Source organism: Scytonema hofmannii PCC 7110 (assembly GCF_000346485.2).
GTDB lineage: Bacteria > Cyanobacteriota > Cyanobacteriia > Cyanobacteriales > Nostocaceae > Scytonema > Scytonema hofmannii.
The window spans coordinates 1,796,506-1,810,044 of sequence record NZ_KQ976354.1; the positions used below are offsets into that span (position 1 = coordinate 1,796,506).

General features: G+C 41.3%; 17 protein-coding genes. 8 read left to right on the plus strand and 9 right to left on the minus strand.

Going from position 1 to position 13,539, the window contains the following annotated elements; all coding sequences use genetic code 11:
• Positions 1 to 138 precede the first annotated feature (138 nt).
• Positions 139 to 606: a hypothetical protein gene (locus tag WA1_RS07655; RefSeq protein WP_017749363.1), complete on the plus strand. Its 468-nt coding sequence runs from the start codon at positions 139 to 141 to the stop codon at positions 604 to 606.
• A gap of 84 nt (positions 607 to 690) precedes the next feature.
• On the opposite strand, the gene WA1_RS58055 is transcribed toward WA1_RS07655, so the two are convergent.
• Positions 691 to 861 (minus strand): hypothetical protein, encoded by a 171-nt coding sequence (locus WA1_RS58055; protein WP_017749362.1) that lies wholly within the window; start codon positions 859 to 861, stop codon positions 691 to 693.
• Between the two features lie 274 nt (positions 862 to 1,135).
• Here WA1_RS58055 and WA1_RS07660 point away from each other — a divergent pair, with 274 nt between their 5' ends.
• The 3 genes from WA1_RS07660 to WA1_RS07670 all read left to right on the plus strand — a co-directional run bounded on the left by WA1_RS07660 (position 1,136) and on the right by WA1_RS07670 (position 2,159).
• Positions 1,136 to 1,339 carry a hypothetical protein gene (locus tag WA1_RS07660; RefSeq protein ID WP_017749361.1) on the plus strand — a complete coding sequence of 68 codons (204 nt, stop codon included), beginning with the start codon at positions 1,136 to 1,138 and terminating at the stop codon, positions 1,337 to 1,339.
• Between the two features lie 168 nt (positions 1,340 to 1,507).
• The gene (locus tag WA1_RS07665; protein ID WP_017749360.1) at positions 1,508 to 1,771 is read left to right on the plus strand and encodes a hypothetical protein; all 264 of its coding nucleotides are present in this window, start codon (positions 1,508 to 1,510) and stop codon (positions 1,769 to 1,771) included.
• Positions 1,752 to 2,159, plus strand: coding sequence for a type II toxin-antitoxin system VapC family toxin (locus WA1_RS07670; protein ID WP_017749359.1), 408 nt, complete (start codon positions 1,752 to 1,754; stop codon positions 2,157 to 2,159). Before WA1_RS07665 ends, WA1_RS07670 begins: the two co-directional genes overlap by 20 nt.
• Before the next feature lie 216 nt (positions 2,160 to 2,375).
• Here the strand turns inward: WA1_RS07670 and WA1_RS07675 are convergent, their stop codons facing one another.
• From WA1_RS07675 to WA1_RS07690, 4 genes are all read right to left on the minus strand, one after another.
• Positions 2,376 to 2,732, minus strand: a complete 357-nt coding sequence (locus tag WA1_RS07675) for a four helix bundle protein (RefSeq protein WP_017749358.1) — start codon at positions 2,730 to 2,732, stop codon at positions 2,376 to 2,378.
• A 75-nt stretch (positions 2,733 to 2,807) separates the two neighbouring features.
• Positions 2,808 to 3,419 (minus strand): Uma2 family endonuclease, encoded by a 612-nt coding sequence (locus WA1_RS07680; protein WP_017749357.1) that lies wholly within the window; start codon positions 3,417 to 3,419, stop codon positions 2,808 to 2,810.
• A 64-nt stretch (positions 3,420 to 3,483) separates the two neighbouring features.
• Positions 3,484 to 3,864, minus strand: a complete 381-nt coding sequence (locus WA1_RS07685) for a response regulator (RefSeq protein ID WP_017749356.1) — start codon at positions 3,862 to 3,864, stop codon at positions 3,484 to 3,486.
• Positions 3,865 to 3,876: 12 nt separating this feature from the next.
• Positions 3,877 to 8,343, minus strand: coding sequence for a response regulator (locus tag WA1_RS07690; RefSeq protein ID WP_017749355.1), 4,467 nt, complete (start codon positions 8,341 to 8,343; stop codon positions 3,877 to 3,879).
• Positions 8,344 to 8,739: 396 nt separating this feature from the next.
• Here WA1_RS07690 and WA1_RS07695 point away from each other — a divergent pair, with 396 nt between their 5' ends.
• Positions 8,740 to 10,011, plus strand: coding sequence for a tetratricopeptide repeat protein (locus tag WA1_RS07695; protein WP_017749354.1), 1,272 nt, complete (start codon positions 8,740 to 8,742; stop codon positions 10,009 to 10,011).
• Here the strand turns inward: WA1_RS07695 and WA1_RS07700 are convergent.
• The 3 genes from WA1_RS07700 to WA1_RS59525 all read right to left on the minus strand — a co-directional run bounded on the left by WA1_RS07700 (position 9,930) and on the right by WA1_RS59525 (position 11,344).
• Positions 9,930 to 10,751, minus strand: a complete 822-nt coding sequence (locus tag WA1_RS07700; RefSeq protein ID WP_017749353.1) for a PhnD/SsuA/transferrin family substrate-binding protein — start codon at positions 10,749 to 10,751, stop codon at positions 9,930 to 9,932. The two genes, WA1_RS07695 and WA1_RS07700, sit on opposite strands and share 82 nt — an antisense overlap.
• Complete coding sequence (locus WA1_RS07705; protein ID WP_017749352.1) at positions 10,727 to 10,930, minus strand: hypothetical protein; 204 nt, start codon at positions 10,928 to 10,930, stop codon at positions 10,727 to 10,729. The genes WA1_RS07700 and WA1_RS07705 overlap by 25 nt, the downstream gene beginning before the upstream one ends.
• A 288-nt stretch (positions 10,931 to 11,218) precedes the next feature.
• Positions 11,219 to 11,344, minus strand: a complete 126-nt coding sequence (locus WA1_RS59525; protein WP_272819097.1) for a hypothetical protein — start codon at positions 11,342 to 11,344, stop codon at positions 11,219 to 11,221.
• Between the two features lie 142 nt (positions 11,345 to 11,486).
• Here WA1_RS59525 and WA1_RS59530 point away from each other — a divergent pair, with 142 nt between their 5' ends.
• The 3 genes from WA1_RS59530 to WA1_RS52410 are packed head-to-tail and all read left to right on the plus strand — an operon-like array spanning position 11,487 to position 12,462.
• Positions 11,487 to 11,612: a hypothetical protein gene (locus WA1_RS59530; protein WP_272819098.1), complete on the plus strand. Its 126-nt coding sequence runs from the start codon at positions 11,487 to 11,489 to the stop codon at positions 11,610 to 11,612.
• A complete protein-coding gene (locus tag WA1_RS07710) occupies positions 11,606 to 12,034 on the plus strand; it encodes a hypothetical protein (RefSeq protein WP_017749351.1) in 429 nt (142 codons plus the stop codon). Before WA1_RS59530 ends, WA1_RS07710 begins: the two co-directional genes overlap by 7 nt.
• A 32-nt stretch (positions 12,035 to 12,066) precedes the next feature.
• A complete protein-coding gene (locus WA1_RS52410; RefSeq protein WP_272819417.1) occupies positions 12,067 to 12,462 on the plus strand; it encodes a VWA domain-containing protein in 396 nt (131 codons plus the stop codon).
• Between the two features lie 318 nt (positions 12,463 to 12,780).
• Here WA1_RS52410 and WA1_RS07720 read toward each other — a convergent pair whose 3' ends face one another.
• Positions 12,781 to 13,539: an ABC transporter permease gene (locus WA1_RS07720; RefSeq protein ID WP_017749349.1), complete on the minus strand. Its 759-nt coding sequence runs from the start codon at positions 13,537 to 13,539 to the stop codon at positions 12,781 to 12,783.

The following is a 13,539-nucleotide window of genomic DNA, read 5'->3' on the forward strand; positions in this document are numbered from 1 at the left end:
AGCAGCTATGTAAATAAATGTAAAAAATCCGAAAATTCTTACAAATGACAAATGACTCAGAGTTAGTAGAATAGAGTCAGAAGACAATAGTTTTCTTCCAAACCAACCCCAAATTTAGCTGCTTGATTCCAAAAGGCTATGGATTTTGAACCTCAATCTACTGCCCAAACTGCTTCAGAAAAAGTCCCATTTGCTGAACCATCAGTAACCCGCAAGCCGCTAGAATTGCTGCGGGACACAGAGGCTTTGTTGCGCCGCCCAGCTGTAGCGGCGCTCGTACCGATATTACCACCTAAGATAGCCAGGAATGTGGAAACAGCTTCATCTTTTGCAGAAGAGTCTTTAACAGAGGTGGCAAAAATTGACTTAGAGACCATAGGTGATGTTGAACTGCGATCGCCACGGATTAAAGTGGGGTTGAGTTTTGTTGGATTTGGGGCGTTGATGACAGTTGTGCTGCTGCTTTACTTAAACACACTGCATCCTGAATTGAACACCGTTCAGCAGATTGGAAGGTATTGGTATCAGTATGTTTGGTTTGTCTGCTTGGGTGTAGCAGGACTGTTCATTCTTGGTCGAGAAGCAATGCGGCCTACGAAATTATGAATTATGAATTATGAAAGATGATATGCTCTTTAAAGCATACTAATATTCTTAGTAAAATATCTTTCATTCTTCATAATTTCTACTTTAACCTTTATCCTCGATCTCTCCTTCAAATGGTTGAACTCCTATTTCTGGGTAATTGTCATCTCTAGGACCAAAGACTCTAACCGCTGCAGCGAAAATATATCGCGTCACTTGTTGAATGCCTTCTGCAATTGCTTGAATTATTGTGCGGACTTTGTTAGCGATTAGCATAGTTCTCTCCAGTACTGACAAGTTTTTTGTATGTGTAATTAACTAAGAAGGAAAATCAAAAAAGTAGATCAAAAAAGTGAAATATATTTGTCTGCTAATAATGATTGGTAGCCTCACTTGGACTACAATTTCAATATAAGAAAAAATCTTGAGGAAATTGTGAAGATAAAGGAGTAAGCTAGAAATTGACTGTAAAGAATCATGACGATGCCACTCTCAAGAACAAATGACAGTGCCATGCATAACCTGTTGACCCATGCAAACGACTTGATTGATGAAACTTCCTGATTCGCTGCCTGGTCGGTTTCAGCCACAGCCCAAGCTCTACCGCTCCGAATATCCCAATCAAATGATGCTTCTCCACAAAGGTTTTGCGGAGATTGGCGTTTTTGTAGCAGTAGAACAAAAAGCGACGCTAAGGGCAAGTTACTTCTATAAACCTGCTGATAAGTACTGTTATTGGAAGCTTTTACCCTGAAATACTTCTGATAATACGCTTTTAGAACTGGCTTAATAAAGCGAAATCACTTCTGATAATCAGGAAGTACTTCGATAATTGCTCAACTATGGGTCGGATAAAATTTAAACTGGGTAAGCATTACAGGCTTAGCGACGAAAATTGTTCCCTTACTACGAAAACCCCTATATGGAATCCTCAAATTTACGTACAAAACTTTTATCAGAAATCAATCTCATCCCCGAAGATAAGCTGGAAGACTTATATAATTTTATTCATTATTTTCGAGTTGGTGTAGAGGCATCTAAAGATACGCCCAATAAAATTATGCAGTTTGCTGGTTGCTGGAACGATATGTCAGATGAAACATTTGCTGACTTCAGTGAAGAAATAATTGCACGTCGCCAGCAGGCTTTTGTGGGGAGAAGAAGCGATGAAACCCGCTTTGGTTGATACCAACATTTTATCCTTATTTTTTCGCAATCACCCCTTGGTAGTTGAAAAGTTTGATGCATATATTAAAGAATATGGCAAAATCAACATCAGCATCATTACTTATTACGAAATAATTAGCGGATTGAAGCATCGTGACGCACAGAAACAACTAACATCTTTTTTAGAATTTGCCTCATATAATACAGTTGTGTCTCTAACTACAGACTCTGCAACGATTTCTGGTGATATTTATGCCAGTCTTAGAAAAAAGGGAACACCAGTAGATGATATCGATATTCTCATTGCAGGAATCGCTATGACTAACGATTTGATTCTTATAACTAATAATCGGAGAGATTTCGAGAAAATTGATGGCTTGGAAATCGAAGATTGGAGTCATGGATAGGCAGGGTGAACGCATCTAAAAATCAAAGCAGGGGAGGCAGGGGAGGCAGGGGAGGCAGAGGAAGTGGGAAAACAGAAGCACAGAATTTTAAGACATGGCAATGAAAGTTGATTGTGACTATCTGAATACTCATGTCATTACTTATGAGAGAGCACAGAGGGAGTGTTAGGACTGCCATACGATTTTATCACTATCTTTAGTTAGGAGAAATCGTAATTATTTTTCTTTAAGTTTTTTAGTCGAAGCAACTAATATTTTACCTATTTCATTGGTTTCTTGAAGTAAAGAATCAAATTTTTGTTTTTCAACTAGTTCAGATTCAATCAAGATTTCTAGCCAGTACTGAGTTTCTCTGGCTTCTTTCAAAGCGATTTCTAAATTACTTAGAAAATCTTTGTTAGATTGAGCAGACTGTGCTTCTCTCACATTTGCTCCAATTGCTGTTCCCGAACGGAGTAATTGCTTTGAAAGTGTTCCACAAACTCCAGACTTTTCCTCTAAAAAAGAACAAGCCTTAATAATTCTGACCGCAAAATTTTTTGTTTGTTCGGAAATACTAATATTAACTATCATAAATTTTTTCACTAATAATTATCTCATACTTAGACTTTTCATCCGTTCTGGTGTACACAGTTTGCCCAAGGCTACTTATAAAATAGGCGATAAATCTAAGACAAAACCGGGTAACACATCCTCACCAGATAGTGTTGTCGGCGATTGAACAACTTCCACTGTTTGATTGGGGCGATAAATCTCTACTACTTTTCGCTTTGGGTCGATTAACCAACCCAGCCTTGCACCGTTATCGATATATTCCTGCATTTTGGCTTGCAGTTTTTCCAATGAGTCGCTTGGCGATCGCAATTCTACAACAAAATCGGGGCATAAAGGCAAAAATTTCTCCCTTTCCTCTGGCGTCAAAGCTTCCCAACGTTCTATCTTAATCCAAGACGCATCGGGAGAGCGATCCGCGCCGTTGGGCAATTTAAAACCTCCAGAAGAATCAAAAGATTTGCCTAGATCGCTCTGACGGTTCCAACCTCGAAGTTGATAGGTTAAATCGGCATTGCGATAAGCCGGGTACGGCTTGCGCCAAGGGCGAACGCTTGTCTCTCCTCCTGTTGGCGACATAATGATTAATTCTCCCTTGGCAGTGCGCTCAAATCGCAAGTCTCGATTGTTCTGACAGAGTTGAAAGAACTGCTCGTCAGTCAGATTAATTTGCAACTCTAGGGTGGGTGGTAAACTAAGAATTGCCATGTCTTTTAGGTTTATCAATCTGTTAGTAATTTCTAGCTTAGCAAAGTAATTCTTTGACAAAGATTCAGAGCGACCAACCAAGGGCTGCAGCAACTTGCCCAGCTAATTCTAAAGGATTAAAAGGTTTAGCGATCGCAGTCTTTATACCCATTTGAGCATAGCGGCGGCGATCGGATGCCTGTATTTTTGCCGTTAGCAATATCACAGGAATGGTTTTTGTTGCAGGGTTTTCTTGTAGTTTCTCAAAAGTTGTTGGACCATCCATATCAGGCATCATCACATCTAGCAAGATAGCATCTGGTTGGAAATCTTCAGCTTTGCTAATGCCTTCTTTACCAGAACCAGCAGTCACGACTTCCCAACCAGCTACCGTCTCCAAACAAATTTTGGTAACTTCTTGAATGTACTCTTCATTATCAACCACCAAAATTCGCTTTGTTGCCATTATTTTCATCCTTTATAATTCATAATTCGTCATGCGCTGAAGTAAATCCATCACCCTTTGCTCAAACTCTAGTGCTGTCACCTGCCCTTTTTTCAGAATTTCCGTATGCCCTAAATTGAGACGTTGTTTTTCAGAATCATCCAGTTCTTTTGCAGAATATACCATTAAAGGAATTTTATAGAGATGTCTGTGCTGTTTCAACCACTCTACAACAGTAAAACCATCACCCTCAGGCAGAACGAGATCGAGAATCAGCAGATCGGGATTAATTTCTTGGCTCAGACGAATTGCTTCTCTCCCAGTTTTTGCCAGGAAGGCGTCAATATTATGCTGCTCTAACAAAGTAATAAGCACTTCTGCCAAATTGCTGTCATCCTCAACAAGCAAAACGCATACTCGTCTGGAAGTCTTCATCAGTGCTTGCTTGAGAGATTCAAAAAGCGATTTTTCCTCTAATGGTTTGCTCACCCAATCAACAAAATCCGTGCTTGATTTGCTTTTCTTTGTAGGCGTGCAGACACTGCAAATTACGATGGGAATGTTCTGAGTCTCGGGTTGTTCCTTTAATGCTGCTATCACCTCCCAACCATTCATCCCAGGCATAAGCAGATCTAGTAAAATGACATCAGGCCGTTCTGTAGACGCAGATGTGATCGCCTCTTCTCCAGAGCCTACAGTAATGACACGATAACGGCGATTTTCTAAAAGATTCTGGATTTGGGTGCGAGTTTCCGGCTCATCATCGCATACAAGCACCAAAGGAAGATGGGGAGATAAGGACACGGAGACAGGTGAACTTGAAGACAAAGGGAGAGTAAAATAGAAAGAAGCTCCTTCACTTAAGGTGCTTTCCACCCAAATATGTCCGCCATGCTGTTGTACTATGCTACGGCAAATTGCCAAACCCAAACCAGTTCCTTCATGATTGCGAGAATCTGAAGAATCAACTTGCTGGAAGCGCTCAAAAATACTGTCAAGTTTATCAGATGGAATACCCCGTCCTGTATCTTTAACCGTAAATAAAACCTGAGGAGATGAGGGGGATAAAATTTCTCCATTACCTATTGTCCCATGCCCATTCCTCATTTCCGCACCTACCCAAACTGTAGAACCAGGAGTAGAAAATTTAATGGCATTACTGAGCAAATTAGTTATGGTTTGAACAATCCGATCTAAATCTGCCCATACATTCAGGTTTATGCTGGAAACGGATAGGGTTACTTCGGCTTTGTCAGCGAGGGGCTGTATAACGTTCACTGCTTCTTTTATCAGTTCAGAAACGTTACAAGTTTGTTTTTCCATTTTGACTTTGCCAGATTCAATGCGCTCAATATCTAGAACATCATTGATTAACCTTACCAAGCGTTCGGTACTTTCAACGGCAATTTGTAGCAAGCGTTTTCCTTGTTCTGATTCTGGCTTAATCAGATTGCTTGCTAACATTCCTAAAGAGCCATGAATGGAAGTTAGGGGTGTGCGGAGTTCGTGACTGACTACAGAAACAAACTCATCTTTCATCTTTTCTACTTGCTTGCGATCGCTGACATCCTGCAAGTAAACTGTGTATATTGTTTCATCTTTGAGCATTAACTTAGAGATAGAAGCCTCAGCAGGAAACTCCGAACCATCTTTGCGACGACCATAAATTTCTCGCCGTTCGCCCATTCTGCGCGATACTTTCGCCGACCTGCCAAAATCAGAAACATACTGAGAGTGTACATTAGTATACCGCATTGGCAACAGTATATCTAAGGGCTGCCCCAAGGCTTCCTCAGCAGAATAACCAAAAATTTTCTCAGCGCTCAGGTTAAATAAAGTCATGCATTGATTGCCATCAATACAAATAATGGCATCATCTGCAATAGACACAATGCCAGCAAATCGAGCTTGAGAGTTTCGCAGTTCTTCCTGCGTCCGGTGACGTTCATTGAGTTCTGATTGGAGTTGTTCGTTGGCTCGAATCAGTTCAGCCGTGCGTTCTGCTACTCTCAATTCCAATTCATCCTTAGCTTTGCGTAAAACCTCTTCTGTATTTTGTCTTTCAATTGCTGCAGACAAAACATTAGCTACAGATTGAACAAAATGAATGTCATCTTGAGTAAAAGTTTGTGTTTTGCAAGCATATGCCGCTATAACACCATAAAAACTATTGCGTTTGGGTATTGGCACGCTCAAACCACTAATGATTCCATGCTCTTGCAATAGAAAAGAACTGTTAAAACGAGTTTCTGTTCGCAAATCCTCAACAATGACTGGTTGTTGAACGAGCAGGGTATAACCAGCGCCAGAATTTTCTGGGCTGATAATTGCCTTTCCTACAAGCTCTTGATTCCAACCAACTCCCGCACGCAAAACCATTGCATTTTCTTCTGGAAGGAGTTCTAATATTTTACAGTATTCAACTTCCAAATTTTCCACAACTAAAGCAACTGCTTCTTTCATTAAGCTAGAAAGGTCTGTACCAGAAAGAGCCGATTGACCTAACTTAGCAACTGTTGCTTGTTGTTGAACGCGAGTTTGCAAGCTCTTTTGAAACGCGCCATCCTTGATAACTGCAGCTTTGGTAGCTTGAGTTTCGGCAATCCTTTGTCGCAATTTTCTTTTTTCCAAGCGGTTGATAATCCTAGTCACAAGCTCTGGTCCAACAATCGGCTTGCTAACGAAATCATCTGCACCTACAGAAAAGACTTGATTCACAATATTGGCATCATTGTGAACTGTTAGGAACAATATTGGTAACTCACTCCAGTGCGGATCGTTACGTACTACTTTGCAAATTTCAATCCCATTTATTTCTGGAATTTCTACATCTAGTATGAGTAAATCTGGTTTGACCTTTTCTAAAGTTTTCCAAAAGCGCTGCGGGTCTTCTAAGTAAGTGACTTTAATTCCCCAGGGACTGAGCAAGTTTTGCAACACTGCTCCTATCTTGGGATCGTCATCAACAGCTAAAATATGTGCCTCTACATGGGAAGCATCTTGCAAAACTTGTTTGACCGCTTCTAAAATTTGTGCGATCGCCATGGGCTTCTGTAAAAAGAAGTATCCTCCACTACGAGCCACTTGCAATCGATTAGAAAAATCACTTTTTTCCGTGAAAACTATGGCTGGTACTGGCGGTTTGCGTTGGCTTAATTCTGCTAATAAACTAAAGCTATCTTCATGATTTGGAAAGACATCAAGGTCAATCAGCACAACATTGGGATGTTCCCGATCCAGCAAATTTCTTGCTGTCTCCATACTAGTAGCAATTTTTACTCTCAATTCGTAACGACTAGCTTCTTGTTCGATTTGTTCAGCTAATGTCGCCTGCTGTTTTGTTTGTTGGTCAGCATTGCGAGCGATCGCAAGCAGCAAAGGATGTTCATCTATTTGAGATTGTGATGATGAAGCCAACGTCTCATGATGATTTTGCTCTATTTCCTGACGCAATTGCTTAACTAAACTGGAAAATTCAGATGTTTCAGCCACAGTCAAGGCTTTATTTGCTTTCAGAAGATGCTCAATTTTTCTGGCGATTTGGGAACCCAAAGAAAAGCCAAAAGTCCCCAAGGAACCAGCAAGTGTATGAGCTTCTTTTTGGGCTTCTTTCCGTAGTTTTTGATTCAAAGTTTTCTGAGAGGAAGTAGCTGCAGCATGCTCTAGCACAGCGACTTGTTCATCAACCCGTCCTTTAAATCGATTCCAGATAGCAGCAACTCCCACAAAAGCACGCTGTTGAGTCGCTTGCTCTTTAGAAAAAGAGGGCAATAGAGAATCTTCTCCCTTGCGGTAGTGCTCCTCATCTTCCCCTTGTTTTACTTCCGCCTGCTGTCTGAGACGGTAGCCAATACCATAAACTGTTTCTATCAAATCCCCCGGTGCGCCTACACTCTTTAGTTTTTGTCGCAAACCTTTAATATGGGTGCGAACAGCTTCTTCACCTGGCGTATCTTCATAAGACCAGAGATGTTCCAAAATCATGCCACAGCTAAATACGCGACGGTTGTTACGCATAAAAAGCTCTAGCAGTCCATACTCCTTAGGAGTTAATGAAAGTTGTTCTTCCCCATAGGTGACTTCACAGCTTATAGGGTCTAGACGCAAATGACCGCTTGCTAACACGGGCTGTGATGCTACACTACCTCGACGCAAAAGCGCTCGTATCCTAGCAACTAATTCTTCTTTATCAAAGGGTTTGACAAGGTAATCATCTGCACCTGCATCTAACCCAATAGCTTTCTCATGACTGCTACCGCATCCAGTTAACAATAAAATAGGCATTCGCAAACCTTTAGACCGTATTTGACGGCAAAGGTCGATACCATCTATTTTGGGTAAAATAACGTCTAGAAGTATCAAATCATAATCAAAAGTCTCAATCAAATCCCAAGCTGCCTGTCCATCAGAAGCAACCTCAACCACATAGTTCTGATGAGTTAGAACGGCAGCTAGAGCCAGGGCAACAAGCTGGTCATCCTCTACTACTAAAATTTTCATTGGTGAATAAAAATTTGATATATAGTATCCGCTTAGTGGTGGCTAGTTTACAAAATTTAAATCAAGTCGGGAAATATTTTTCCGGCTTTTTATAAAGCGTAACACAATACATCAGTTTGCCTGCGTTGTTCGCAAAGTTTAAAGATAGTTCTTAGGGATTTCCAAGAACTAAATTATCTCCCCAATTGTGGGATAGGCGTCCTCGCTCTTCTTGTAGATTAGACGGGCGAGGACGCCCGTCCCACAAGACAAAGTTGGATATTTGCCTTTTGGGGAATGTTCGTGGCATAATTCATGAAAATACGGTAAATCGATAAACTTAATGTTATTAAAAAATCAACTCAAACAGTTGATGCGTTGACAGGCGTTCAACCATAGGAGTGATAAGGATTCACAATGCTAAAAGACGCTCAAGGACTTGAAGTGACAACAGATTCTCAAGAAACGATCGCAGCTATCAACCGTTTCATCGAACAAGCCCTGGGTTATGGTAAGGATGCGGAAGCTTTTGTTTTAGAGGGAATTGCAGCAGATCCAACTTGTGCAATGATTCATGCATACGCTGCTGCTCATTACCTCTCTCAGGAAAACGCTGCAGCAACTCAGCAAGCGATCTCCCACTTACTCTTAGCACAAAAGTATGTAGCAAAATTGACAAATAGAGAACAGTTATACATACAAGCTATTGCCGCTTGGGGATCGGGAGCCATTGATAAAGCGATCGCATTACATGAAGAAATTACTCAAGAGTTTCCTCGCGATTTGATTTCCGTTCAACAGGGACAGTATCACTATTTCTATTTAGGAGACAAAGAGAGACTGCTCAAAATTGCTCAAAAAGTTTTGTCAGCAAATCGAGACAATCATTACCTGTACGGTATGATGGCGTTTGGTCTGGAGCAGTGCTATCGGCTTGCAGAAGCAGAAACCTTTGGTCGTCTAGCAACTACAATAAATCGTTACGATCCTTGGGCGCATCACGCCATAGCCCATGTGATGGAAACTCAAGGACGAGTGAATCAGGGTATCGCTTGGATGGAAAGCCACGCAGACACTTGGGAAAACTGCAACTCCATGCTTTATACTCATAATTGGTGGCATATAGCGCTTTATTACCTCGAAAGAGGCGACATAGAAAAAGTCTTTTCACTGTACGATACTCGCGTTTGGGGTCGCGCTCAGAAAAACTCTCCCAAAGATCAAGTCGGGGCGATCGCAACCCTGTTAAGGTTAGAGTTGCGCGGAGTAGACGTTGGAGAACGCTGGCAAGAGTTAAGTGTTTATCTTTACCCTCGCATTCACGAACACGCATTACCTTTTCAAGACTTGCATTATCTCTACGCACTAGCAAAAGCAGGGCGTAGGGAATGGTTAACCCAAATGTTGCAAAGTATGGAAAAATACGCTACAACTGTCAATCCATACTTACGTCAAAACTGGTTTGAGATTGCTATTCCGGCTGCTAGAGGTTTGGTTGCTCATGCCATTGGTCATTGGTCAACTGCGATCGCGCAACTAAAACCCGTTTTACCACAACTCTATAAACTTGGTGGTAGCCATGCTCAACGAGTGTTGTTTGAGCAAGTTTATAGAAATTCTCTTGTACGAGATGAAAAGTTTTCTGCGAGTACTTTATATTCCTCTAACTCCACAACCGCAAAACGCTGAACTCCCACTTCTTCCATAACAGCTTGCAGTTCTGCATCTGGCTGAAGTAAAGCCAATTGAAGTTGCTCAATCAAAGATGCACCAAGGTGCTGAGCAACTACTAGAGGTGGTATGGGAGATGGCCCAAGCACCTGTACCACCCGCAATTGATGAGACAATTCTGGAAAGTGTCGAATTTCCTGCTCTAACACAACACTATCAATAGCCGCACAATCTACTCGCCGATTCACTACCCATTCAATGGAACGTTGGTGAGAACCAGATTGTATTGCTTGACTGAAAAAGTTTTTGGAATGCTCGCTTTGAATTAAGCGATCGCACACCAAATTGTAACCGCTATTAGAACCTAAATCGTTGTAGCAAAAACTTTTAAGAGCTAAATCTTCAAACTTTGTCAAACCACTAGCAGCATTGACAATAACATCTGAGAAGTAGATTGGTTGGTTTTGATAGCGCGTTGCTTTCATGACAGGAGCAACCAATACCTGCAACTGATTAGGTACAACCTGACAATACTGAATGAGAGGCAATCCACAGATAAATGCCAGGTCTAATTGGTTTTTTATCAGCAGGGGGTCTTGTAGTGGATCGCATTCACCTTGGTGAAGTTGAGTTTCAACACCTAAAATACGACCCACATAAGCCACAACTGCGTTATAAAAATGGAATAAGTTAGGAGCTAAATATGAGATGGCTCGTAACTTATTCAATTCTGCTATTTGCGAGTGACAGTCTTCCACTCATTGTCTCCAATTTCTTGATGTGCTACAAGTTGCAGCAAACTGCGGCAAGACCAATAAATTTGCAAGAAAATCACGCTGATCGAGGCAAGCAAGGCAATTATCAAAACCGTCCCGTATGCTTTGGTATGCCACCAAAAACGCATGACAAATGCTGTACTTAGCTGTATTACTGTCATTTTTACGACTCCTCTACCCTTAAATTGGTTTATTCTATTTTTAAAGTACGGTAAACCGATATAAATAGTGTTATTTGTTTAGTATTGCACAGTCTATCAAAAAAAGCAAAGATGGGGCTGGTAACCGTAACTTAATTACTCCCCAAAACTTTTCAAATTTACCCTTTTTGAGTAGGTTTACCCGTTTTTATGATTTATGTACTGGCGCTCTAGCTCTCGTGCGATCGCACAACATACTGAGGAAGAGTATTTCTAGACGAGCAATATCTACAAATGCTGCATTCTTATTTAGCCAAAATCTTCTATTTTGTAAAGAAGTTTGAACGAGAGAAGCGCTCTTTCGGCTTGCGCCACGGGCGATCGCTCTGGCTGATGAATCGCCATAGCGTGATTTACTGCTAGAGCGTTATACACTTCTCACCTTGCTACAAAGCTAGATCTTGGTTGAGCACGTCTTTTTATGTGTTTTTATGTGTTTTTGTGTTATCCTGAATTAGCCTATTCTTTATATAAAGATATGTTAAATTCTTTTGACTCTTTATGATAGTTGATTACCATGGTGAGCCAGGGAGCAGGGAAAGATGAAGTTTTGGAGACAGCGACTGAGGTTGTACAACTACGTAGTGGCGGCTGTGCGGGAATTGACGAGATTGGCTGGAGCCACACGTTAGGGAAATGTTAAACGATAACGAATTTCAAGAATTAGTGGAGGATTTGTCTAGTTCAGATGTATCCATACGTGTTGCTACATTAAAGACTTTATACCAAGATCCTTCACAAGATGAACGAGTGTTACCACATCTAGAGGCTTTGTTGAATGACACAACACCATGTATTGTCATGTTACCATATCGCTTTGGAGAAATTCGTTGGTTAGCTGCTAAAGCTTTAGTTGCAGAACGTGCGGCTCTTGGGCATGGTGAGCCAGTACGAATGCATAACGTTGTCCGACCTTTTGATACAGAAGAATTCGCGTTGTTGGCTGCCTCTGCTGGTGTAAAAAGTCGGGGTGGTGTCGAAGGTGTACTGGAAGCACTGGCTACTCTTCGTGAAATGGGAGAGTTGCCATTATTGGTAACATTGAATTTTCTGATACAACCCTGACGACAACCCACGCCAGTCAGAACGCTAAGAAAATTACACTTGGCATTGATAATTTACAGATTGGTCGCACTGGCATCGGAAACTCTGCTCATCCGTTTGATGAAATTTTCCAACACTTAGATCGAGCAAAAGGTTTACGCTATCCAATAGTGCTGACTGACGGCGTGTGGAGCGATCAAGTAAAAGCCATACGCGCTGCTAAGCGTTGCCATCAAGCTGGTATTGAGATTATTGCTGTCGGGTTTGGTGAAGCAGATAGCAATTTTTTGCGGCAGATTTCTTCTAGTGAAAACTTAAACTTCTTCACAAACCTCAGGGATTTAGGTGAAACTTTTAGTTGGATTGCTCAAGAACTAACAGAAGGCGATGGTCATATCGATCCTGCAACAGTGAAGCAACGCCAGAAACGATTGAAGCTATGGGGTTAGTGCATAGACCATTGCTTACTCAGGCATTAGGGGCTGGTAACTGTCACTTAATTACTACCCACATTTACCCAATACTACCCTTTTTGAAGAGGTTCGTTAACTTCAATTAACATGAGGGTCAAACCAGATTCTAAACAAACCGTAATATTTGTTAACGGGTGTCATGTTGACTTTCTGTCAGCGATTAATTTAGATATAGTTAGGACTTACGCATCCTCTACGAATTCTTGGCGCTCTTGGCGTCTTGGCGGTTCGATAAATTAAGGTTCCTAGCAATTTTTGCGTAAGTCCTGTACAAATTACGAATTATGAATTGGATTACCTACCACTCCAATGAATAAATCGTTTCTCAATTAGCAAGAACACTGCATTTAAGGCATACCCCAGAATGCCAGTAATCAAAATAGAAGCATACATATCCTTGACATTCAGGACTTGTTGAGCATCAATAATACGCTTACCCAGTCCCGTTTCGGTACCAATAAACATTTCTGCCACGATCGCAATCACCAAAGCGAGACTGATACCGCTGCGTAATCCAATAAACGTCTGAGGCAGACTTTCCCAAAACAAGACATCTTTAAAAATCTTAAATCGATTAGCACCCATCACCTTCGCAGCTAAAATCCTGTTCTTTGTAGCATGGATAACGCCATAGGCGCTGTTGAACACGATAATCAGTAGAGCACTAAACGCTGCGATCGCAACTTTATTAAATTCACCGATTCCGAAAAAAAGGATGAACATTGGAATCAAAGCACTCGCAGGCGTGGAACGAAAAAAGTCAATCAAAAACTCAAAGCTGCGATAGACAGGTTCTGAACTTCCCAACACGACCCCTAAAGGAACGCCTATGATAGCCGCAATGAGAAATGCTTGGAAGGTTCGCATCACGGTAGCGATGAAATCTTGCATCAGAGTACCGCTAAACGTTGCTTTAAACAGTTCACCCAAAGTATCAATCGGAGTGGGTAGCAAAACCGGATTAATCCATCCTGACTTAGCCACTAACCACCACAGCACAAACAGCAACAAAACACCAATCAGAGGCAACAGTTTGTTACCGATATTCTTCAT